Annotated in this window: 19 protein-coding genes; 16 read left to right on the top strand and 3 right to left on the bottom strand. The window is 44.5% G+C overall.

All coding sequences use genetic code 11. From position 1 onward, the window contains the following. Positions 1–32: 32 nt before the first annotated feature. From ubiE to CIK98_RS14910, 16 genes are all read left to right on the top strand, one after another. Entirely contained in the window at positions 33–767 is a 735-nt protein-coding gene (gene ubiE / locus CIK98_RS14980; protein WP_094385643.1) for a bifunctional demethylmenaquinone methyltransferase/2-methoxy-6-polyprenyl-1,4-benzoquinol methylase UbiE, read from the top strand. A 25-nt stretch (positions 768–792) separates the two neighbouring features. Continuing rightward, entirely contained in the window at positions 793–1,533 is a 741-nt protein-coding gene (locus CIK98_RS14975; RefSeq protein WP_094385641.1) for a shikimate dehydrogenase, read from the top strand. A 20-nt stretch (positions 1,534–1,553) separates the two neighbouring features. Then, entirely contained in the window at positions 1,554–2,723 is a 1,170-nt protein-coding gene (locus CIK98_RS14970) for an AIR synthase-related protein (RefSeq protein ID WP_094385639.1), read from the top strand. A gap of 18 nt (positions 2,724–2,741) precedes the next feature. Beyond that, positions 2,742–3,854 carry a peptide chain release factor 1 gene (gene prfA / locus CIK98_RS14965; RefSeq protein WP_094385638.1) on the top strand — a complete coding sequence of 371 codons (1,113 nt, stop codon included), beginning with the start codon at positions 2,742–2,744 and terminating at the stop codon, positions 3,852–3,854. A gap of 26 nt (positions 3,855–3,880) precedes the next feature. Next, on the top strand, positions 3,881–4,027 hold the full coding sequence (locus CIK98_RS18355; protein ID WP_172409980.1) for a hypothetical protein: 147 nt from the start codon (positions 3,881–3,883) through the stop codon (positions 4,025–4,027). An 8-nt stretch (positions 4,028–4,035) separates the two neighbouring features. Next, positions 4,036–4,863: an orotidine-5'-phosphate decarboxylase gene (pyrF, locus tag CIK98_RS14960; RefSeq protein WP_094385636.1), complete on the top strand. Its 828-nt coding sequence runs from the start codon at positions 4,036–4,038 to the stop codon at positions 4,861–4,863. 54 nt (positions 4,864–4,917) lie between these two features. Then, positions 4,918–5,952 (top strand): UDP-3-O-(3-hydroxymyristoyl)glucosamine N-acyltransferase, encoded by a 1,035-nt coding sequence (gene lpxD, locus CIK98_RS14955; RefSeq protein WP_094385634.1) that lies wholly within the window; start codon positions 4,918–4,920, stop codon positions 5,950–5,952. 35 nt (positions 5,953–5,987) lie between these two features. After that, positions 5,988–7,373, top strand: a complete 1,386-nt coding sequence (locus CIK98_RS14950) for a bifunctional UDP-3-O-[3-hydroxymyristoyl] N-acetylglucosamine deacetylase/3-hydroxyacyl-ACP dehydratase (protein WP_094385632.1) — start codon at positions 5,988–5,990, stop codon at positions 7,371–7,373. A gap of 43 nt (positions 7,374–7,416) precedes the next feature. After that, positions 7,417–8,187, top strand: a complete 771-nt coding sequence (lpxA, locus tag CIK98_RS14945; protein ID WP_094385630.1) for an acyl-ACP--UDP-N-acetylglucosamine O-acyltransferase — start codon at positions 7,417–7,419, stop codon at positions 8,185–8,187. Positions 8,188–8,197: 10 nt separating this feature from the next. Beyond that, positions 8,198–9,106 (top strand): tRNA (adenosine(37)-N6)-dimethylallyltransferase MiaA, encoded by a 909-nt coding sequence (gene miaA, locus CIK98_RS14940; RefSeq protein ID WP_094385628.1) that lies wholly within the window; start codon positions 8,198–8,200, stop codon positions 9,104–9,106. Positions 9,107–9,126: 20 nt separating this feature from the next. Then, positions 9,127–11,670 carry a transglycosylase domain-containing protein gene (locus CIK98_RS14935; RefSeq protein WP_094385657.1) on the top strand — a complete coding sequence of 848 codons (2,544 nt, stop codon included), beginning with the start codon at positions 9,127–9,129 and terminating at the stop codon, positions 11,668–11,670. Between the two features lie 15 nt (positions 11,671–11,685). After that, positions 11,686–14,079 (top strand): DUF4982 domain-containing protein, encoded by a 2,394-nt coding sequence (locus CIK98_RS14930; RefSeq protein WP_094385626.1) that lies wholly within the window; start codon positions 11,686–11,688, stop codon positions 14,077–14,079. A 236-nt stretch (positions 14,080–14,315) separates the two neighbouring features. Then, positions 14,316–15,110: a polysaccharide biosynthesis/export family protein gene (locus CIK98_RS14925; protein WP_094385624.1), complete on the top strand. Its 795-nt coding sequence runs from the start codon at positions 14,316–14,318 to the stop codon at positions 15,108–15,110. Positions 15,111–15,135: 25 nt separating this feature from the next. Beyond that, complete coding sequence (locus CIK98_RS14920) at positions 15,136–17,571, top strand: polysaccharide biosynthesis tyrosine autokinase (RefSeq protein WP_094385622.1); 2,436 nt, start codon at positions 15,136–15,138, stop codon at positions 17,569–17,571. A 102-nt stretch (positions 17,572–17,673) separates the two neighbouring features. Continuing rightward, the gene (locus tag CIK98_RS14915; RefSeq protein WP_216358981.1) at positions 17,674–18,369 is read left to right on the top strand and encodes a tyrosine-protein phosphatase; all 696 of its coding nucleotides are present in this window, start codon (positions 17,674–17,676) and stop codon (positions 18,367–18,369) included. Between the two features lie 22 nt (positions 18,370–18,391). Beyond that, on the top strand, positions 18,392–19,300 hold the full coding sequence (locus CIK98_RS14910; RefSeq protein WP_094385620.1) for a helix-hairpin-helix domain-containing protein: 909 nt from the start codon (positions 18,392–18,394) through the stop codon (positions 19,298–19,300). A 20-nt stretch (positions 19,301–19,320) separates the two neighbouring features. Here the strand turns inward: CIK98_RS14910 and CIK98_RS14905 are convergent, their stop codons facing one another. The 3 genes from CIK98_RS14905 to CIK98_RS14895 form a co-directional block, all read right to left on the bottom strand. Continuing rightward, positions 19,321–20,745 carry a hypothetical protein gene (locus CIK98_RS14905; RefSeq protein ID WP_094385618.1) on the bottom strand — a complete coding sequence of 475 codons (1,425 nt, stop codon included), beginning with the start codon at positions 20,743–20,745 and terminating at the stop codon, positions 19,321–19,323. Between the two features lie 185 nt (positions 20,746–20,930). Next, complete coding sequence (locus CIK98_RS14900) at positions 20,931–21,485, bottom strand: NADH peroxidase (protein ID WP_094385616.1); 555 nt, start codon at positions 21,483–21,485, stop codon at positions 20,931–20,933. A gap of 118 nt (positions 21,486–21,603) precedes the next feature. Then, positions 21,604–22,629, bottom strand: a complete 1,026-nt coding sequence (locus tag CIK98_RS14895; RefSeq protein ID WP_094385614.1) for a rhamnogalacturonan acetylesterase — start codon at positions 22,627–22,629, stop codon at positions 21,604–21,606. Positions 22,630–22,682: the final 53 nt, after the last annotated feature.

The raw sequence follows: 22,682 nt of genomic DNA, 5'->3' as shown, positions 1-22,682 counted from the left end.
TACTACCTTTGCGGCTGATATTGCAATATTGTATGTATAAACAGGAGAAAATAATGCCCTACGACAACCAAGGAGAAAAGGGAAAACAGGTGGAAATGATGTTTGACAGCATCGCTCCAACATACGACCTGCTAAACCACCGGCTGTCGTGGAACATAGACAAAGGATGGAGAAACACTGCCATCGAAGCCTTGGGACAATATAAGCCCAAGACCATTCTTGACGTGGCTACAGGAACGGGCGACTTCGCCATTCTTGCGGCCAAAAAACTACAACCACAAAAACTCGTGGGAGCCGACATATCGGAAGGAATGATGAACATCGGAAGGCAAAAGGTGGAAAAGGAAAACCTACAGCATGTCATATCATTCAAAAAGGAAGACTGCATGAACCTTACTTTCCAAGACAATACTTTCGACGCTTGTACCGCAGCCTTCGGAATAAGGAATTTCCCAAACCTCGACAAAGGGCTAAAGGAAATGTGCAGAGTGATAAAACCGGGGGGACACCTCTGCGTGATAGAACTTACACAACCTGCAAGGAATCCAATGAAAACCTTGTTTAACATCTACTCACACACAGTCTTGCCCGCTTGGGGAAGAATGATATCAAAAGACAACAAGGCGTACTCATACCTCACTGCAACCATCGAGGCTTTCCCACAGGGAGAAACAATGATGGACATACTGCAAAGGGCCGGATTCAGGGAAACCAAGTTCAGAAGACTGACTTTCGGCATATGCACTCTTTATATGGCAACAAAATAATATAATACAATAAAACGTTTACACAATGGATAAATACGGACTGATAGGATACCCCTTGGGACACTCGTTCTCAATCAGCTACTTCAACCAGAAGTTTGCTGACGAGAACATTGACGCTGTTTACGAAAACTTTGAGATACCAACCATTGACGACTTTATGGAAGTAGTGGAGACTAATCCTGAACTCAAAGGGCTGAACGTCACTATTCCATACAAGGAAAAAGTAATACCGTACATCGATATTCTCAGTCCGGAAGCAAGGGCCATTGGTGCTGTAAATGTGATTAAGATTGAAAGAACTGAAAAACGGATTCTTCTGAAAGGCTATAACTCTGACTTGATCGGATTCACACAAAGCATACAGCCCATGATAGAGAAAGACCATAAAAAAGCCCTTATTCTCGGAACGGGTGGGGCTTCAAAGGCTATTCAGTACGGACTGAAAAGCCTAGGGCTGGAAACGTTGTTTGTCAGCAGGTATGACAGGCCGGGTACCATACAATACAAAGATGTGACACCGGATGTGGTTAAGGAATACAACGTAATCGTCAACTGCACTCCATGCGGAATGTATCCACACACTGACGAATGTCCTGAACTGCCATACGAGGCCATGGACAGCAAAACTATACTCTACGACCTCATATACAACCCTGACACCACTCTGTTTATGAAAAAAGGTGAGGAATATGGGGCACAAACTAAAAACGGACTGGAAATGCTGCTGCTGCAGGCTTTTGCCAGCTGGGACTTCTGGAAGAAATAATTGAATTATAACACCGATATATGAATAAAGACAACCGTTATATGATGCGCGGCGTAAGTGCCGCAAAGGAGGATGTACACAATGCGATAAAAAATATCGACAAGGGCATATTCCCGCAGGCTTTTTGCAAAATTATTCCTGACATACTCGGAGGAGACCCCGAATACTGTAACATAATGCATGCCGACGGGGCTGGAACAAAATCGTCGCTCGCTTACGCTTACTGGAAAGAAACTGGTGACATCAGCGTTTGGAAAGGTATTGCACAGGACGCTCTCATCATGAACACAGACGACTTGCTCTGCGTAGGTGCCGTAGACAACATTCTTGTTTCAAGCACTATAGGAAGAAACAAAATGCTCGTGCCGGGAGAGGTGATCTCTGCCATCATCAACGGGACTGACGAACTGCTCAGACAGATGAGGGACATGGGCATCGGCATTTATGCCACTGGTGGAGAGACGGCTGACGTGGGAGACCTCGTGAGAACCATCATCGTTGACTCTACCGTGACTTGCAGAATGAAACGTAGCGACGTGATAGACAATGCTAACATTAGACCGGGCGACGTAATCGTGGGACTCTCGTCGTGTGGACAGGCCACTTACGAGGACAGATACAACGGTGGTATGGGCAGCAACGGACTTACATCGGCTCGCCACGACGTGTTCAACAAGTATCTGGCAGAAAAATATCCGGAGACATTCGACCATGCTGTGCCTGAAGAACTCGTGTACAGCGGTAGCTACAAACTCGACCAGAAGGTCGACGGTGTGGATGTGAACGCAGGACAACTCGTGCTCTCCCCTACCAGAACATACGCTCCGGTGATAAAGAAACTGCTCGACCTGATGAGAAAGGACATACACGGCATGGTGCACTGCACTGGAGGCGCACAGACAAAAGTGCTGCACTTCGTGGGAGACAACTGCAGAGTGGTGAAAGACAATATGTTCCCCATACCTCCACTGTTTAAAGTCATACACGACGAAAGCGGAACGGACTGGAAGGAAATGTACAAGGTGTTTAACATGGGACACAGAATGGAAATCTATGTCAGCCCGGAAAATGCCGAAAAGGTAATTGAAACCAGCAAAAGCTTCAATATAGACGCTCAGGTGGTAGGACATATCGAAGAGGGACAAAAAAGCCTGACCATAATGTCGGAATACGGAAAGTTTGAGTATTGATACCTTATACATAATTTGATGATTGACAATAATAGCATACTGCAAAAACTTGATGGACTGGTAAGCAGGTTTGAGGAAGTGTCGACTCTCATTACCGACCCTTCTGTCATTGCAGACCAACAACGATTCGTGAAACTGACACGAGAGTATAAAGACCTCGGCGACATCATGGACGCACGAAAGAGATATATCGCGTGTCTTAACTCCATTGCGGAGGCCAAAGACATTCTCGCTAACGAAAACGACCCGGAGATGAGGGAGATGGCTCGGGAGGAACTGTCTGTCAACGAGGAGCTTCAACCTAAAATAGAAGAGGAAATAAAAATCGCTCTCGTACCTAAAGACCCTGAAGACGCTAAAAACGTAGAAATGGAAATACGTGCTGGTACTGGAGGCGACGAGGCTTGCCTCTTTGCCGGTGACTTGTTTGCCATGTATAAGAAATTCTGCGAGGCGAAGGGATGGAACTTATCTATCACCAGCGTCAGCGAAGGGGCTGTAGGTGGATTTAAGGAAATTGACTTCGCGGTCAGCGGTGATGGCGTCTACGGAATACTGAAATATGAGTCGGGGGTACACCGCGTTCAAAGAGTGCCTGTAACGGAAAGCAACGGACGTATGCAGACCAGTGCTGCCACCGTGGCGGTACTGCCTGAGGCTGACAAGTTTGAAGTGAACATCAATGAGGGCGAGATAAAGTGGGACACATTCCGCTCGTCAGGTGCCGGAGGACAGAACGTCAACAAGGTTGAGTCGGGAGTGAGACTGAGATATATGTGGAAAAACCCGAACACCGGCGAGACGGAGGAAATTCTCATCGAGTGTACGGAAACACGAGACCAACCGAAAAATAAGGAACGCGCACTCGCACGCCTGCGTACCTTTATCTATGACAAGGAACACCAAAAGTATATCGACGACATTGCTAGCCGAAGGAAAACTCTCGTCTCCACCGGCGACCGCAGTGCGAAAATACGTACCTACAACTTTCCGCAGGGACGTGTGACCGACCACCGCATAGGCTACACCACACACGATCTCCAAGGCTTCCTCGGAGGCGACATACAAGACATGATAGACGCTCTCACCGTGGCTGAAAACGCGGAAAGGATGAAAGAGGCGGAATTGTGATAAAACAAGAACAAAGATTTTTTTCAATGGGACTGGTTTACACAAAAAAGAAAGACAACGAACAGCGTGAGAAAACTGTTCAGGCTGAAGAGTTCATCGACAGGATGATCTCAATGAAGCAGAAAACAATAGAAACTTTTAACGACCCACCAAGGACAGAAATAAAGAAATAAGAAATAATATGAATAGACAACAACTTATTGAACAAATAAAGACTAAACGATCATTCCTTTGCGTTGGTCTCGATACAGACCTGAAGAAGATGCCTCAGCACCTGCTCCAGGATTCTGATCCCATTTTTTCTTTCAACAAAGCCATAATAGACGCTACGGCTAAGTACTGCGTGGCTTATAAGCCTAACCTTGCGTTCTATGAGGCCTTCGGCGTCAAAGGACTTATGGCGTTCGAGAAAACCGTAAACTACCTCAAGAAGTACTACCCGCAACACTTCATCATTGCCGACGCAAAACGTGGTGACATCGGCAACACGTCGGCTATGTATGCAAGGACTTTCTTTGAGGAATATGACGTTGACTCCCTCACCGTGGCTCCGTACATGGGAGAAGACAGCGTGACTCCTTTCCTCGGATATGAGGGAAAGTGGGTCATACTGCTCGCTCTCACAAGCAACAAGGGAAGCCACGACTTCCAACTCACCACAGACTCTGAAGGCGAACGACTGTTTGAAAAGGTGTTGAAAACAAGCCAGAAATGGGGTACGCCTGACAACTTGATGTATGTGGTGGGAGCCACTCAGGGAAAAATGTTTGAGGACATCAGACGACTGGCTCCAGAACACTTCCTTCTCGTGCCGGGAGTGGGTGCCCAAGGCGGCAGTCTCGAGGAAGTGTGCAAATATGGAATGACGGCTGACTGCGGACTGCTTGTCAATAGCTCAAGGGGTATCATATATGCAAGTAGCGGAACGGACTTCGACACCGTGGCTGCAGAAAAGGCAAGGGAACTAAAGGAACAAATGGATGCCGTCATGACTGAACACGGTATTTAACAATGAATAATACTTTAGCAGTAAAGGAGTTGAACATTATAATTATTTGACTACATGGAATTTTCAGCAAAACAGATAGCGGAATTCGTTGGTGGAAAAGTGGAAGGCGACGAGCTGGCCACTGTCAACTCTTTCGCAAAAATTGAAGAAGGAAAGAAAGGGGCTATCTCATTCCTGTCTAACATGAAGTACTTGCACTATATATACGACACTGAGTCGTCGATAGTGCTCGTCGACGATACCGTGAAACTGGAAAGACAGACAAAGGCTACTCTTATCAGGGTGAAAAACGCTTACGAGGCTGTGGCAAAGCTGCTGCAACTGTACCAGTCGATGCAACCAAAGAAAAAGGGTATCGACTCTCTCGCTTATATTCACCCTACGGCTAAGGTGGGAAAGGACTGCTACATCGGACCTTTCGTGGCTATTGGTCCTGAAGTGGTGATAGGCGACGGATGTGTGCTCCATCCACATGTCACCATCGGAGAGAAGGCTTCTGTGGGCGACAATACTGAAATATACAGCAACGCGGTGGTTTATCATCACTGCAAGGTGGGAAACAATTGCGTGCTTCACGCCGGATGCGTGATAGGTGCCGACGGATTCGGATTTGCTCCTAATGCTGAGGGATACGACAAAATTCCACAAATTGGAAACGTGGTGATTGAAGACAATGTGGAAATCGGGGCCAACACTTGTGTAGACCGCTCCACTATGGGAAGCACCGTTGTTCACAAAGGTGTGAAACTCGACAATCTCGTACAGGTGGCCCACAACTGCGAAGTGGGCGAAAATACTGTAATGTCGGCTCAGGTGGGCATTGCCGGTAGCACCAAAATCGGGGCGTGGTGTATGCTTGGAGGACAAGTGGGCATTGCTGGACATATCTCTATCGGCGACAAGACTTTCCTCGGTGCACAATCTGGTGTGCCTGGAAACATAAAGGGAGACCAAACCCTTATCGGAACTCCACCCATGGAGCCTAAGGCTTACTTTAAGTCACAAGCCATATTCCGCAGATTACCAGATATATACAAACAACTCAACGAGTTGCAAAAAACAGTAGAGGAACTTAAAAATCTTAAATAACTCTACCATAACAAGTTCAAACAAAGCATCCAATTATGACAAAGCAAACAACATTAAAAGGTAGTTTCTCTCTATGCGGGAAGGGACTTCACACTGGACTTAGCCTTACAGTGACTTTCAATCCCGCTAAGGAAAACCACGGATATAAAATACAAAGAATCGACCTGCCGGGTGAACCTATCGTGGACGCTGTGGCTGAAAACGTTGTGGACACACAAAGGGGAACGGTGTTGGGAAAAGGTGATGTAAGAGTGTCTACTGTGGAACACGGACTTGCTGCTCTTTACGCTCTCGGCATAGACAACTGCCTCATACAGGTCAACGGTCCGGAATTTCCTATTCTCGACGGTAGCGCTATTAAATATGTCGAGAAAATCAGTGAGGTGGGAATAGAGGAACTTAACGCTCCGAAAGACTGGTATATCATCAGAAAGAAAATCGAAGTGAAGGATGATAACTCGGGGTCGTGCATCACTATCCTTCCCGACGAGGAGTTCAGCATCACTGCCATGTGCTCGTTTAACTCCAAATATATCGACAGCCAGTTTGCATCGCTCGACAAAATGGAAAATTTCGCCAAGGAAATTGCACCGGCGAGAACCTTCGTCTTTGTCAGAGACATACAACCTCTGCTCAACGCTAACCTCATTAAGGGAGGCGACCTCGACAACGCTATCGTTATCTACGAAAGACAGATTTCGCAGGAACAGCTCGACACACTTGCTGACATGCTGCACGCTGAACACCGAGACGCCAACAACCTCGGATACATACAGCACAAACCGCTGGTGTGGGAAAACGAGTGTACACGCCATAAACTGCTCGACATAATAGGCGACATGGCTCTCATCGGAAAGCCTATAAAAGGCAGAATCATTGCAACTCGACCCGGACACACCATCAACAACAAGTTTGCAAGACAAATGCGGAAGGAAATACGCAAACACGAAATACAGGCTCCTATATATGACCCGAACGAGGAACCGCTGATGGATGTGAACCGAATAAGGGAACTGCTGCCACACCGCTACCCTATGCAGCTGGTGGACAAGGTGATAGCACTGGGCGCTACAAGCATCGTAGGTGTGAAAAACGTGACAAGCAACGAGCCTTTCTTCCAAGGACATTTCCCACAGGAACCCGTAATGCCGGGAGTGTTACAAATAGAAGCCATGGCTCAGTGTGGAGGACTGCTCGTGCTCAACTCTGTGGAAGAGCCGGAAAGATGGTCGACTTACTTCCTGAGAATCGACGATGTGAAATTCAGGCAAAAAGTAGTGCCGGGTGACACGCTGCTATTCAAGGTCGACCTGCTCGCTCCTATACGACACGGAATATCGTCGATGAGGGGTTATGTGTTTGTGGGAGACCATATCGTGTCTGAAGCCACATTCACTGCACAAATAGTAAAGAACAAATAAGGAGTATTCTATATTAATATAACTCAATAAATTCTTTTTTGATATGAATATTATTAGCCCTATGGCCTTCGTTCATCCTGAAGCCAAGTTAGGTGACAACAACGAAATTGGCCCTTTCTGTTATATAGACGCCGACGTGGTTATCGGCGACAACAACAAGTTGTACAATAGTGTGACTCTTCACCAAGGAACCAGACTTGGAAACGGCAACGAGATATTTCCCGGGGCAAGCATCAGCACTAAGCCACAGGACTTGAAATATCGTGGAGAGGCGTCTCTATGTGTCGTGGGAGACAACAACAGCATCAGGGAAAACGTCACAATAAGCAGAGGTACGGCAAGCAAAGGAAAAACAGTAGTGGGCTCGAACAACTTGCTTATGGAAAACATGCATGTTGCTCACGACTGTGTGCTCGGCAACGGACTCATCATCGGAAACTCTACAAAACTGGCTGGCGAAGTGGAAATTGACGACAATGCTATCATTTCCGCTACTGTTTTGTGTCACCAGTTCTGCAGAATCGGAGGATATGTGATGATACAGGGAGGATGCCGTTTCAGCCTCGACATTCCGCCTTTCATCATTGCCGGTAAGGAACCTACAAGATACTGCGGAATAAATATTGTGGGACTTAGGAGAAGGGGATACTCAGCTGAGATGATTGATATCATTCACGACACTTACCGCACCATATATGCATGCGGAATAATCAAAGACGGAATCAGCGAGGCTAGAAAAAAATATCCCGACGTGAAAGAGGTGGAGTATATTTGCTCGTTTATCGAAAACTCTAAAAGAGGTGTTGTAAGATAAATCATCATAAATGAACACCCTTATCGTTATCACAGGTCCTACTGCCGTGGGAAAAACGGAACTCTGCCTCAGAATTGCCGAAAAATTTAATATTCCGGTAATTAATGCTGACTCAAGACAGATTTTCCGCGGTATGCAGATCGGCACTGCGGCTCCTACTCCCGAACAAAGGAAAAGGGTAAGGCATTACTTCGTGGATTTGCTCGAACTCGACGAATACTACAACGCTTCGATGTACGAACAAGACGTGATGAAACTGCTCTATTCCATGTTCAAAGACAAGGATAACGCCATAGCGCTGCTTACTGGTGGCAGCATGATGTATATTGACGCAGTGTGTAACGGTATCGACGATATTCCTACCATCAGCGACGAAGTGAGACTGCTATACAAGCAACGTCTTGAAAAAGAAGGACTGACAGCATTGCTGCAGGAACTCAAGGTCAAAGACCCGCAATACTATGACTTCGTGGATAAAAACAATCCAAGAAGAGTTGTGCACGGACTGGAAATTTGTCACCAAACCGGTCGTACTTACTCTTCGTTCAGGGTGAAAGAAAAAAAACAACGACCGTTCAGAATCATTAAGATTGCACTCAATAGGGATAGGGAAGAGTTATACTCGAGAATAAACCGAAGGGTAGACGAAATGATGGAAAACGGTATGGTGGAAGAGGCTAGACTTCTTCTGCCTTATCGTAGCCTGAATGCTTTGAACACCGTGGGATATAAGGAATTGTTCAGGTATTTCGACGGGGAATGGACGATGGAGGAAGCGATAGAAAGAATAAAGGGAAACACGCGCCGTTATGCGCGAAAACAACTGACATGGTATAAGAAAGACAACGACATCGTCTGGTTTGATGCCGCTGAAACAGATAAAGTATTTATGTATTTGGTTGACAAGTTGACTTGTTGACTGAACAAAAATTCTCGACTATGAATAATAATGAAGAGAAAAAAAATGGAGCCTTTGCCAGAATAGCTTGCTCCTGCTGGTCAGAGTTCCGACGTTTCGGAACGTGGTATGCGAATCTATACAAGGGAAGAAAATGGTATACGAAAACTGCCGTGGCTTTTCTGTCATGCATCGTAGCTCTCTTTCTATATCTTGGTGCTGTAGACATCAACTTCTTGTGGCTTTTCGGAAAGTCTCCTGGCATTGCGCAAATTAAAAACCCGGTCAGCAACCAGGCTTCTGAAATTTACAGCGCCGACGGTGTCTTACTCGGAAAATTCTTCAATGAGAACAGACAACCGGTAAAGTACAACGACGTAAACCCTGAATTCTGGAGAGCACTTATTGACACTGAGGACGAGAGATTCTTCCATCATAAGGGTATTGACCCCATTGGACTTTTTGCCGCGTTGAAAGACTATGCCGTACATCGGGACGCAAGAGGCGCTTCGACCATCACACAGCAACTTGCAAAAAACCTGTTTCGAGTAAGAACAAACTACTCGACGGGATTGCTCGGAAACATTCCAGGTCTTAAGATCTTGATAATGAAAAGCAAAGAATGGATCACGGCAGTGAAACTTGAAATGATTTTCGACAAACAGGAAATCCTTACCATGTATGCCAACACCGTGGACTTCGGTTCAAATGCTTTCGGCATAAAGACGGCATGCAAAACTTATTTCGGCACTACACCGAAAGATATGACAACAGACCAAGCTGCCATACTCGTGGGAATGCTGAAAGCCACTACTTACTATAACCCGAGAATTAATCCTGAAAACAGCCTCAAGAGAAGAAACACTGTGTTGAACAACATGGTGAACAAAGGACATCTCGACAAAGTGATTTACGACTCGCTAAAATCGTTGCCGATAAAACTCGACTACAGCGTTGAGAGCAGATACGACGGACAGGCCCAGTATTTCAGAGAGGCTGTGGCCAACTATCTTGAACCTTGGTGCAAGGAAAACGGATTCGACCTCGATGCAAGTGGACTGAAAATCTATACCACTATTGACACCAGAATGCAAAAATATGCTGAGCAAGCTGCATTAAAACAAATGGCTGTGGTACAAAAAAACTTCAACAACCACTGGGGAAAGACTAACCCATGGCAAGACGAGAGACATCAGGAGATTGAAGGATTTATCGAAGGTATCGCACAAAGACAGGCTTGCTACAAGGAACTTAAACAAAGATTTGATGGCAACCAAGATTCCATAGACTACTATATGAATAAACCACACAAGGTGAAGTTGTTTGATTATGAAAAGGGAACTGTCGAAATGACCATGTCGTCGATGGACTCCATAAGATATATGGTGAGGTTTATGCACTGCGGTTTCGTGGCTATGGACCCTCATAACGGACATGTAAAGGCATGGGTGGGAGACATTGACTTCAAATCGTGGAAATACGACAAAGTCACCGCCATGAGACAACCTGGATCTACCTTCAAGCTCTTTGTCTACACTGAAGCCATGAACCAAGGACTAACGCCTTGCGACAGAAGAAGGGATGAGTTTATCAGCATGAAAGTGTATGACGCACAAAAGAAAAAAGAGGTGAACTGGTGTCCTACCAATGCTAACGGTTACTTCACCGGTGACACGATACCTCTGAAAGGTGCTTTTGCACAAAGCATCAATTCCATAGCAGTGAAACTGGGACAGGAAATGGGCATATACAACATTATCGAGACTGCTAACGCAATGGGCATCAAAAGCAAACTCGACAACACGCCTTCACTGGCTCTTGGTGCCAGCGACGTTAACCTGCTTGAACTGGTAAATGCATATAGCACCGTGGCGAACGACGGAATGACACACGAGCCAATTCTCGTAACACACATCCTCGACCGAGACGGCAACGAAGTTTACACGGCGCCCACAACTCAAAAACAAGCCATTCCTTACCGAAGCGCTTTCCTCATGCAACAAATGCTCATGGGTGGCATGAGAGAACCGGGAGGTACTAGCCAAAGCCTGTGGAGATTTGTGGGAACTCATCCTGACACGGATTTCGGCGGAAAGACTGGTACTTCCAACAACCACTCTGACGCTTGGTTCGTGGGAGTAAGCCCTAACCTGGTGGCCGGTGCCTGGGTAGGTGGAGAATACAGATGTATTCACTTCCGTACTGGTGCTCTCGGACAAGGAAGCCGTACCGCACTGCCTATATGCGGATATTTCTTCCAAGCTGTGCTCGACGACCCTAACATGAAACAGTATCACGGAAAATTTGGAAAACCAAAGGACGACATAGCATACGAAGACTATAACTGCTCAAGCTATTGGCATAAAAAAGATGATGACTCTACCCTCGTAGACAGTACGGAGGTGGTAACAGAACAAGAGGTAATGCTTGACGAAAACGGTAACGTAATAGAAAAGAAAGAAACTCCTCTGACCGAACCGAAAAATGCCCCACAAGTGAACGAGACACAACGCGAGAACAATAACTCGGAAGCTACGGAGAAGAAGAAAAAGAAAACTCCCGTATACGAAGACGTTTACCTATAAACTTAATTTACTATTATGCGTAACAAACTAACTATCATTGCTTTAGCTATAGCTGCCATGGCTAATGCACAAGAAAGGCGTGTCGTGGAACTCAATAACGGATGGGAGTTCTCGAGAGACATGCAACAATGGACTCAAGTAAGCGTTCCACACGACTGGGCCATAGCTGGACCTTTCGACAAAAAATGGGACTTGCAATGGGTTGCCATTGAACAAAACGGAGAAAAGGAAAAAACAGAAAAGTCCGGAAGGTCTGGGGCATTGCCCTGGATTGGAGAGGGACACTACAGAACTTCTGTAGAGATACCTGAAGGATACTCAAAGGCTACTCTTATGATAGATGGAGCCATGAGCAATGCACATGTAAAAATAAATGGGAAAGAACTGGCTTGGTGGCCATATGGATACAACGCCTTTAATGTGGACTTCCCCATCAAAGACATAAAGAATGTTGATATCGAGGTGTCGCTCAACAACGTGGAGGAAAGCAGCAGATGGTATCCCGGAGGCGGACTATACAGACCTGTGAAACTCTTGCTCACTGGCGACACTCGCTTCAACACATGGCAGACTTATATACGCACCATTGATGCATCGGCAGAAAAAGCCACACTCGAACTCATAGCTCAAGTGTCGGGGCAAAAAGGTATTACCAAGGCGGAAATGACCGACAACAAAGGAAATATTGTGGCATCAGCTTCGCAAACCACTGACGATGAAGGATATGTGGTGATGCAACTTAACGTAACGAAACCTAAGCTCTGGTCACCGGAGTCGCCTTATCTCTACAAAATCAGACTCACACATTCCCTAAACGGTAAGACGCTTGACGAAGAAACACATAATGTCGGCATTCGTACGATTAGCGTAACAAAAGAAGGTGGATTCCAACTCAATGGAATAACAAGAAAAATTAAAGGTGTATGCCTTCACCACGACCTTGGACCACTCGGTGCTGCAGAAAACGAAACCGCTCTCATCAGGCAGATAAAAACCATGAAGGAAATGGGATGCGACGCCATAAGAACGGCTCACAACATGCCATCAACCATGCAGATGGATATTTGCGATTCGCTCGGAATGATGGTCATGGCTGAAAGTTTCGATATGTGGATTTACCCGAAATGCAAAAACGGATATGCCAAATATTTCAAGGAATGGGCTAACAGAGACATCACAAACCTCGTCTGTCACCATCGTAACCACCCTTCAATCATAATGTGGAGCATTGGTAACGAAATACCTGAACAATGGTCTAAAGAAGGTGTGGACATCTCACGTCACCTACAAGACATCTGTCACAAACTCGACCCTTCAAGACCTGTAACACAGGGCATGGACAAGGCTGAAAGGGCACTCAAGTCGGGGTTCGCACAAGTAATGGATGTGCCAGGATTTAACTATAGGGTTCATAAATACGAAAATAATATCAAACAACTGCCAAAGGGATTTTTACTCGGTTCGGAAACTGCATCTACAGTAAGTTCAAGAGGTGTGTACAAATTCCCTGTCGTAGTGAGCGACAAGGCTGTTTACGACGACGGACAATGCTCAAGCTACGACACTGAATACTGCTCGTGGAGCAATCTTCCTGACGACGACTGGAGATGCCAAGAGGACTATCCGTGGGTTATAGGAGAGTTCGTATGGACTGGATATGACTATCTCGGCGAACCTACTCCCTACGACACCTACTGGCCAAGCCGCAGCAGCTATTTCGGAATCTGCGACCTTGCAGGTCTGCCAAAAGACCGCTACTACCTCTACCGAAGCCATTGGAACACCAATGCTCACACCGTATACCTGCTGCCTCACTGGACATGGCCTGGAAGGGAAGGACAAGTGACTCCAGTTTATTGCTACACCGACGCTAATGAGGCTGAACTGTTCGTAAACGGAAAAAGCCAAGGACGTATAAAGAAACAAAAAGACTCCCGACTCGACAGATTCAGACTGAGATGGAACAACGTTGCTTATGAGCCTGGTGAAATACGTGTCGTGGCTTATGACAACAATGGTACGGTAGTGGGAGAAGACAGTAGAAAAACTGCCGGCAAACCTGCAGAAATGAAACTTGACATTGAGTGTCCGGCTTCATCTGACGGAACACTGAAGGCTGACGGAATGGATCTCGCTTACATCACAGTAAGTTTGGTTGACAAAAATGGCACCTTCTGCCCTACCCTTTCAGACAATATTACTATAAAGGTTGAAGGAAATGGCAGCTTCGAGGCAGCATGCAACGGCGACGCAACTTCTCTTCAACCAATGAAACAACCGGAAATGGCTCTGTTTAGCGGAAAGACGGTTTTCGTGGTAAGAAGTTCTACAACACCTGGAACAATTAAGGTTACTGTTTTTGACAAACAGCGCAAGATGTCTTGCACAAAAGAGATTTCAGTGAAATAGGAGTTTTTTTAAATAAGTAAGTGGGTGATTGATATTGTTTTTCAATAAAATCACCCACTTTTTTTTACTATTTGTAGAAAAGTTGTCAATAAACATACTTTTTTTAGAAAAAACATGATTTTTTATTTGGAACTTAACTAAATTTTCGGTAACTTTGCAGCGAAAAAGCCTTCTCTTGAAGATTATTCGTTAAATAATAAATACAATACTAAAGGGAAAATAAACAAAATAATTATATGAAAAAGCATTTTCTAAGCCTTCTTCTAGTGGCATTGGTGCTGGTGTCATGCCACACTTCTGAGAAAATCGTCTATTTCCAAGACGTGCCACTTAACCGACCAGAGGTCATAGAAGCTGTAAGGGATATTACCCTACAGCCACAAGACCAAATCTCTATCATCGTATCAAGTAAGGACCCAGAACTCGCCTCGCTTTTCAACCTTACTCGAGCACAGTATCGTGCTGGTTACACTACAATGAGTACGAACTATGGAAATGGTGAGGTTTCCGGATACACACTCGACCAAAACGGAGACATCGACTTTCCACAACTTGGTATGATACATATCGGAGGACTGACTAAAAGCCAGGTGGCTGCTGTCATCAAACAAAAAATTATCGACAGCAAACTTATCAAAGACCCTGTGGTTACAGTGGAATTCATGAATCTGTACTTCTCAGTGCTTGGTGAAGTAAAGAACCCTGGAAAATATACCATATCAAAAGACCAAGTCACTCTGCTTGAAGCTATTGCCATGGCTGGAGACCTTAACATCTATGGTAAACGCGATGCTATATATGTCATTCGTGAGGAAGACGGAAAAAGAATCACTCACATGGTTGACATCCGTTCTAAGGATTTCTTCAACTCGCCTGTTTATTATCTCAAACAAAGCGACGTTATTTACGTTGAACCAAACGATGTGCGTGCCGGACAATCCACACTTAACGAAAACAGTGTGAAGTCGGCTGGATTCTGGCTCAGCATCGGTTCGTTCCTCTGCTCACTCGGTGTTCTTTTATTCAAGTAATTATTATCATCCAAATCTTAAATAAATGGAAACAAACAATAATAATCAGACAAATGAACAGAACGATGATTTCCTTCGTCTGCAAGACTTATGGGGACTTTGTCTGCCACGCTGGAGATGGTTCGTACTCTCTGTTTTGATTTGCGCTTCGGCTGCTGTGCTTTATCTGCTCAGAACTCCAAACATTTACACCCGAACAGCTTCCATACTCATTAAGGAAGACGCTAAGGGAAAATCGTCAAACCTCATCAGCGACTTCGCTGACATGGGCGGACTGTTCAAGTCTAATACGAACATAAAAAATGAATTGTCTACAATAAAGTCGCCTAATCTCATGACTGAAGTAGTGAAGCGACTTAGACTGAACGAGGTATACAGCGTACGTGAAGGACTAAAACGAGTGGAACTCTATGGGACATCGCCCGTGGAAGTAATGATGCGTAAACAATCCAAATATCCATTCTCCTTTGTAATCAAACTCAACGACGAACATTCGTTCACTTTATATGACTTCAAAATGTATACTGAAGACGGTAAGGTTGAGTATGACAAAGAAGTGAAAGGCAATATAGGAAAAGTCGTGATGACACCAATAGGACAAATGACTGTCCACGGCACCAAAACAGCACGCGAAGACTTTATCGGAGAAAAGATAACATACAGCAAACAGAACATCGACGACCTCGCTGATGCTCTCTCTACAAAACTCGTGGCTGAACTGGACAACAAGGAAGGTACCGTTATCACACTTACCACTGAGGCTACTTCTCCAAAAAAGGCTGAAGACATACTCAATACACTCATTGAGGTGTATAACGAAAACTGGATTCTCGACAAAAACCAAATCGCTATCAGCACTTCACAGTTCATCGGTGAACGCCTTGGCGTAATTGAGGGCGAACTCGGACATGTGGACGCTAACATCTCAAGCTTTAAAAGTGCAAACTTGCTGCCTGACGTACAGGCTGCCTCTGCCTTGTATATGAACCAGTCGGCTGAAAGTAAAAAGGCTATTCTTGAACTTAACAGCCAGCTCACAACAGCTCAATATATCAGACACGAACTCACAAGCAAGTCAATAGACCAAACCCTGCCTACAAACTCTGGTATTGCCAACGCAAATATCGAGACTCAGATAAACAACTATAATAATATGGTACTTGACCGCAACCGACTGATTTCCAACAGTAGTGAGGCAAACCCACTCGTTCAAGACCTTACAAGCTCTTTGCAGAGCATGCAGAAAACCATAGTACAGTCTATCGACAACTTGATACTTTCCATCAACTCACAGATAAATAGTAACCGCCAGCAGGAAGCTACTTCGATAAACAAACTTGCGTCAAGCCCGAACCAAGCAAAATACCTGCTCTCGGTTGAGCGTCAGCAAAAGGTGAAGGAAGCTCTCTATCTCTACCTGCTGCAGAAACGTGAGGAGAATGAGCTCTCGCAAGCATTCACCGCTTACAACACACGAGTGATAACCACTCCAAGAGGAAGCAAGTCTCCTACTGCTCCACGTAAGCCTCTGATACTCCTCGTGGCAATTGTTGTTGGATTTGCCATTCCTGCCGTAATCATCTACCTGCTTGAAAATATGAACACCAAGCTGCGTGGAAGAAAGGATCTCGACAAGGTCAACGTACCTTTCCTCGGAGAAATTCCTCTCTATGCTACAGGCAAGAAGGCAAGCAAGTCGATATTCTTCAAGAAAAAGAAAGAAAAGGAAGATGGTTTGAAGACTCTTGTTGTGGAAGAAGGCAACAGAGACGTAATAAACGAGGCATTCCGTGTGCTCCGCTCCAACATGGACTTTATGGCTGGTAGCGACAAGAATAAGAATGTGCTTGTGATGACGTCGTTCAATCCTGGCAGCGGTAAGTCATTCCTTACAATGAACATCGCGGCAAGCTTTGCTATCAAAAACAAGAAAATCCTCGTTATCGACGGCGACCTCAGACATGGTTCCACTTCTTCTTATGTAAACTCTCCATCGAAGGGATTGAGCGAATACCTCAGCAACCGTACCGACAACTGGAAGGACCTTATTGTCAAATACGGCAAGATGGATAATTTGCACATCATGCCAATAGGTACTGTTCCTCCAAACCCGACCGAATTGCTCGAAAACGGAAAGCTCGGCAAGCTCATTGAAGAATTGAGACCACTATACGACTATATCTTCATCGACTGTCCGCCTATCGATATCGTTGCCGACACACAGATTATCGAAAAATGTGCTGACCGAACAGTATTTGTGGTAAGAGCCGGACTGCTTGAACGCTCAATGATACCTGAGCTGGAAAATATCTATCAGCAAAAGCGCTTCAAGAACCTGTCGCTCATTCTCAACGGTACAGAAAGTGCTGTGGGACGTTATAGCTACAGATATGGGTATCGTTATGGTTACCGCTATGGTTATCATAATGGATACCACAACGGATATCACAACGGATATTAATCAGTTCTCGTTTAAAAACAAGAATAAAGGAAAGTGGATGACCACAATGGCGCCGCTTTCCTCTTTTTTCTTTTCACATAAGCAACATAATATAGAAACAATATGTTTTTCACTAAATCATTTGCATCATCAGGCGTATTGCAAGGCATCATCGACTGCCACTCTCACCTCTTGCCTGGCGTAGACGACGGCGTAAAAAAAATAGAAGACACCATCAGCATACTCTCACTCTTAGAAGAACAAGGAGTAAGAAAGATATGGTTTACTCCACACGTAATGGAAGACATACCTAACAAAAAAGCTGACTTGCTGAACAGGTTTGCCAAGGTAAAGACTGAATATAAGGGAAATCTGGAATTATCACTTGCAGCTGAATACATGCTCGACAATCAGTTTAATACACTTCTCGAAGCCGACGAGCTCCTTCCGCTCGAAGAAGGAAAACATTATCTGCTTGTTGAGACATCATACTTCAATGCACCAATTCGTTTTCACGAAATGCTCGACAATATTAAGGCAAAGGGATATTTCCCTCTCCTGGCACATCCTGAGCGATATGAATATATGGATATGAACGACTATAAGCAACTGAAAGAGCGAGGCATATCATTCCAACTAAACATTCCCTCGCTTGCAGGTTTCTATGGGCGTCACGTAAAAGAAAAGGCAGAACGAATACTCAAAGCTGACATGTATGACATGAAAGGCAACGATATACATTCGCTCAACGCCATTAATTTTACGCTTAAAAGTCCGATTTCACGCAAATCTGCAAAGAAATGCAATGAAATCGGATAAGATGTAACTGCCATTGACAAATATGATGATAGGCAACAGAAGAGCTTTACTTGCTATCTGCACTCTAATTTCAACAATGGCACTCATCATTGTCGTAATAAAAGGTGGACTGAAAACTGACATTGGTGGAGTAAGGGTGGAGAAAGAAAAAAAAGACTCAGAACAGAGGCAAAAAAGGGCTGAGGCGGAAAGTCTTGAATACGAAGACAAAAGAGAACTTTTCGCCTTTGACCCTAACACTGCCGACAGTACAGCGCTACTAAGACTCGGACTGAGAAGATGGCAGGTGGCGTCGATATATAAATATCGCAGCCGCGGTGGAACCTACCGAAAGCCATCAGACTTCGCCCGCCTTTATGGACTTACAGTCCATGACTATCGCAGACTGGAACCATATATCCGTATAGCTCCTGAGTATTCATTACCCGCATCTTCCCTATTTTCCAAAGATAGTGAAAAAGGAAAATCCATACATACCAATTCTTATCAGTCGAAAGACAGTGTTTACAGGGGTTTGAATAGAGAATCCAAAAAACTGCATTCGGGAGAATTTGTCGACCTTAACGAAGCTGACACTTCATTACTAAAACGAGTGCCAGGAATTGGCAGCTACTATGCCCGCAGAATTATTGAATACAGAAGGCGTCTGGGTGGATATGCCAGCATAAAACAACTTGATGAAATTGATGGTTTTCCGCAGGATGCAAAAAATTACATACGCATTGGAAAGAAACTGAACAATAAACTCAATATCAACAAGATGACATTGTCTCAACTGCGTAGCCATCCATACTTCAATTACTATCAGGCAAAGGCTATAGTGGATTATCGACGAAGTTACGGACCATTGAAATCTTTACAAGATCTCAATGCTTGTCCTGATTTCACTGATGCTGACCTGCAACGCATATCTCCCTATGTGGAGTTCTGATAATTCTTATTCCATTATCACTACTCAAAACAACCTATGGTTGGTTGATCGCCTCGTTTACGCCCTTCACGATCGTCTCTTATAGCCTCAAGTGGAATGGCTTGTAAACGAAGTGTGGAAAGGGTGTCGGGATGGAAATCGTAATATTGTAAGTCAAGGTCTACAGCTACAAAGTGCATATCTCCGTTTATTGAGTCCTTGCTGGTCTCAAACACTACATTCTCAAATCGTGACTTGAGCAGAACACTGTCTGAAACAGCTGGAGTTCTTAAAACGGAATTGACAAAATGATAGTCAAAAGCAAGTGAGTCGCCCATCACAACATCTTCTGAATAACCGGTTACTACACTATTCTGACACATCAATGTTCCTCGCTGAACAGCATTCTCATAATTGCCAAAACGCAATGCTACACCACGGTCGGCACTGAAAGGATAAAACTGTGCAAGTGTGCAGTAGATAATATCCGTTTCGCCGCCTGTCACTGAAAGACAATCGTCTAATGTATTTGTCAACTGACAATTAACGAGACTCACTCGTGAATTATCGGCTTTCAGTCCGTAGCCTTTACAGTTATGTATTGTCGTATGTGCTAAATCAAGACGTAATACCGACGGGTCTATTTCTGCAGAATCGCACACCAATCCGTCTTCAGCGCTATGAATGTCTGCATAGTCAATACAATTTGCAGTTGATGAACTGTGGAAACGAATACCTCGCCACTGTCCGCTTACACGGTCGTAAGGTAGATAGTCGAACATTCGGTCAAGTCTGTCACCTCTCATCACCACCTCATCATCCTGTTGCCCTTTTATTATTAGACGTCCAAATACATCGATACCGGCTGATGCATGAAAATAAAGAGAAGCAGGCGATTTTATGGTAAGCACCGCTCCACTATCGACTTTTATTCCTCCATATATGACAATGGGCTTTGATGAACTTATGGTAGTGTCGTTGCTTACGACGAGGTTTCTCAAGCTTACTGCATCCCAGGAGCAAGCCAAAAGACTAACGCTTTGTTCTACACCGCTTTCAAGGGTGAAGAGGAGTTTATCCTCAACAGCCTGCGGCTCGGTTTGATTAGTTGAATGTGAAGTCAGTTCCACAAGCACCAATAAGCTATCGCCTTTACGAATGTCAAAATTCTGAGCCTGACTACCGTTCATATTGTCGAGATACACTCCATCGACATTCACCCTAAAGCCACTTTGGCTTCCTCTCGAAAGCCTTACCTGACTGATACGCAATGAATTGTCGTTATGGTTATATACTTTAAAAGAATATGTAGACGAAGGGACACCACTGAACACAGTATCCATCTTCAGCGTGTCGACAGAGAATAATAACTTGTCATTGCGGCTTGTAGAGTAAGATTCGTCAGAACAAGAGCCGGCAATAAGCAGCAGAGCTGCAATAAAGGAATAAAAAAGTCGTTTCATCATATTATAAAACGACAAAAATCTTGTTTTATTGTATACTTGGATATATAATTTCAGAAGTCAATATAATAAAAAAGTTAAGGAAGTATTATTCTTGATGCAACATTGTCAGCAACAGAAGAATTATGTTTTACTTCCTTAACTTCTTCACATTTTAATATATTGAAATAATAGAGTTATTACATCTATTACTTAAAGTAACGCTTGTAAAGACCCATGAATCCAGCGCAGTGACGAGCCTCGTCCTTAGCCATTTCATGAACAGTGTCATGAGTAGCGTCCATGCCTGCAGCCTTAGCGTTCTTTGCAATACGGAACTTGTCTTCGCAAGCACCCTTCTCAGCAGCGATACGAGCTTCAAGGTTTGCCTTTGTATCACCAAGAACGTCACCAAGCAGTTCAGCGAACTTAGAAGCGTGCTCAGCCTCCTCGAAAGCGTAACGCTTGTATGCCTCTGCTATTTCAGGATATCCCTCACGGTCAGCCTGACGGCTCATGGCAAGATACATACCAACCTCTGTGCACTCACCATTGAAGTGAGCCTCGAGATCCTTAATCATTTCTTCGTTAGCACCTTCCTTGCGAGCTGCGCCAAGAACGTGAACAGTAGCGAAAGAAGCCTCGCCGTCATCCTTCAGTTCTGAGAACTTTGAAGCAGGAGCCTTACATAGTGGGCACTTCTCAGGAGCAGTTTCACCTTCATAGATATAACCACAAACTGAACAAATAAATTTCTTCTTCATAATTAGATGTTTTTTATAGTTAATGTTTAATATAAACTGTCTTTTTTTTCATTTGCAAAAGTACTCAAAAGTTGGTATACTTCCAAGTAATTTACATTTTTTAATCATATAAATATTACTAATTTATCCATTTTGCCCCATTTCTTAGGTAGAATTTAATATTCTTTACCTTATTTTCCTTTGGTTTTTCCCATTCCCCTCCTAATATCTGTATAGTTACCTTTTTCCCTTCAGGTGCTGCTTGTATAGCTTCCTGAATTGTGAAATAGTCGCCACTGCCATCGCGGGCTACCGCTATATCGTAACTAACCAAGTGTCGCCTTAGCGGTTTTACTTCTTTTGCCACGGCTTCTGCCAAAAGGGCTGCTACACGATGAGCCCCATATATATTATAATGTGTATTGTCTCGACGTCCATCGGGCAACATTGGATGCTCGCCGGGCTTATACCACATGTGTAGTTTTTTTGACTCTTCGCGTCCGAGTGACTGTTCAAGATTATGAGTAATGAGATTTGCGTCAACAAAGGCACAACCTGTTTCATGTGCTACATTACGCGGCGAGTCAAGATATGCGCCATGAGTGTCGCGAAGCGTGTCGCCTTCCTTCACTAATGGAGCTGTCTTTGCGTCGATAAGACGAAGTTTCTCGTCGTCGTCGTTTTTTTCCTCAACAATTTGGAAGTTTCGTCTTACTACAGCATTGAACAACACCGGTATACCTCCACGTTGGCGGGTTTCTTCCACAAAGCGTCGCAGGTTTGCATCAAACGTAGTGCCTGGGTCGGTATGTCTTTCTGGTTGTGGTTTTTCGTCGTTGTGTCCAAACTGTATGAACACGTAGTCGCCAGGCTTTACATTGTCAATAACTTTCTGCCATCTACCCTCGTCGATAAAACTCTTTGACGAGCGTCCGTTGACTGCATGATTATCTATTTCCACCTCGTCGTCGAAGAAGCAAGCGAGCACCATTCCCCAACCTCTTTCCGGTGTGGATTGGTATTTCTTATTTGCCATTGTTGAATCGCCAATCATGAATATTTTTACTTTCGACGATGGCTTAAAAGAAAACAATATGAAAAATGAGAAAATGGCAGCAACTAATGTTGCAGCAGTTCCGAAATGATGATGTTTAAGATAGTTCATAATTAGTTTTGTTTTTAATCAAGTAGATTGTAAGGTATAAGTCCTGCAATGAC

This window comes from Prevotella sp. P2-180, assembly GCF_002251435.1.
GTDB lineage: Bacteria > Bacteroidota > Bacteroidia > Bacteroidales > Bacteroidaceae > Prevotella.
Note: the sequence above shows the minus strand (reverse complement) of the source record. Positions and strands in the feature narration are given on the sequence as shown.

What these genes read in the sequence shown, in the direction of transcription:
- ubiE (WP_094385643.1), top strand. Translation starts at nt 33, where the DNA reads ATGTATAAACAGGAGAAAATAATGCCCTACGACAACCAAGGAGAAAAG.
- CIK98_RS14975 (WP_094385641.1), top strand. Translation starts at nt 793, where the DNA reads ATGGATAAATACGGACTGATAGGATACCCCTTGGGACACTCGTTCTCA.
- CIK98_RS14970 (WP_094385639.1), top strand. Translation starts at nt 1,554, where the DNA reads ATGAATAAAGACAACCGTTATATGATGCGCGGCGTAAGTGCCGCAAAG.
- prfA (WP_094385638.1), top strand. Translation starts at nt 2,742, where the DNA reads ATGATTGACAATAATAGCATACTGCAAAAACTTGATGGACTGGTAAGC.
- CIK98_RS18355 (WP_172409980.1), top strand. Translation starts at nt 3,881, where the DNA reads ATGGGACTGGTTTACACAAAAAAGAAAGACAACGAACAGCGTGAGAAA.
- pyrF (WP_094385636.1), top strand. Translation starts at nt 4,036, where the DNA reads ATGAATAGACAACAACTTATTGAACAAATAAAGACTAAACGATCATTC.
- lpxD (WP_094385634.1), top strand. Translation starts at nt 4,918, where the DNA reads ATGGAATTTTCAGCAAAACAGATAGCGGAATTCGTTGGTGGAAAAGTG.
- CIK98_RS14950 (WP_094385632.1), top strand. Translation starts at nt 5,988, where the DNA reads ATGACAAAGCAAACAACATTAAAAGGTAGTTTCTCTCTATGCGGGAAG.
- lpxA (WP_094385630.1), top strand. Translation starts at nt 7,417, where the DNA reads ATGAATATTATTAGCCCTATGGCCTTCGTTCATCCTGAAGCCAAGTTA.
- miaA (WP_094385628.1), top strand. Translation starts at nt 8,198, where the DNA reads ATGAACACCCTTATCGTTATCACAGGTCCTACTGCCGTGGGAAAAACG.
- CIK98_RS14935 (WP_094385657.1), top strand. Translation starts at nt 9,127, where the DNA reads ATGAATAATAATGAAGAGAAAAAAAATGGAGCCTTTGCCAGAATAGCT.
- CIK98_RS14930 (WP_094385626.1), top strand. Translation starts at nt 11,686, where the DNA reads ATGCGTAACAAACTAACTATCATTGCTTTAGCTATAGCTGCCATGGCT.
- CIK98_RS14925 (WP_094385624.1), top strand. Translation starts at nt 14,316, where the DNA reads ATGAAAAAGCATTTTCTAAGCCTTCTTCTAGTGGCATTGGTGCTGGTG.
- CIK98_RS14920 (WP_094385622.1), top strand. Translation starts at nt 15,136, where the DNA reads ATGGAAACAAACAATAATAATCAGACAAATGAACAGAACGATGATTTC.
- CIK98_RS14915 (WP_216358981.1), top strand. Translation starts at nt 17,674, where the DNA reads ATGTTTTTCACTAAATCATTTGCATCATCAGGCGTATTGCAAGGCATC.
- CIK98_RS14910 (WP_094385620.1), top strand. Translation starts at nt 18,392, where the DNA reads ATGATGATAGGCAACAGAAGAGCTTTACTTGCTATCTGCACTCTAATT.
- CIK98_RS14905 (WP_094385618.1), bottom strand. Translation starts at nt 20,745, where the DNA reads ATGATGAAACGACTTTTTTATTCCTTTATTGCAGCTCTGCTGCTTATT.
- CIK98_RS14900 (WP_094385616.1), bottom strand. Translation starts at nt 21,485, where the DNA reads ATGAAGAAGAAATTTATTTGTTCAGTTTGTGGTTATATCTATGAAGGT.
- CIK98_RS14895 (WP_094385614.1), bottom strand. Translation starts at nt 22,629, where the DNA reads ATGAACTATCTTAAACATCATCATTTCGGAACTGCTGCAACATTAGTT.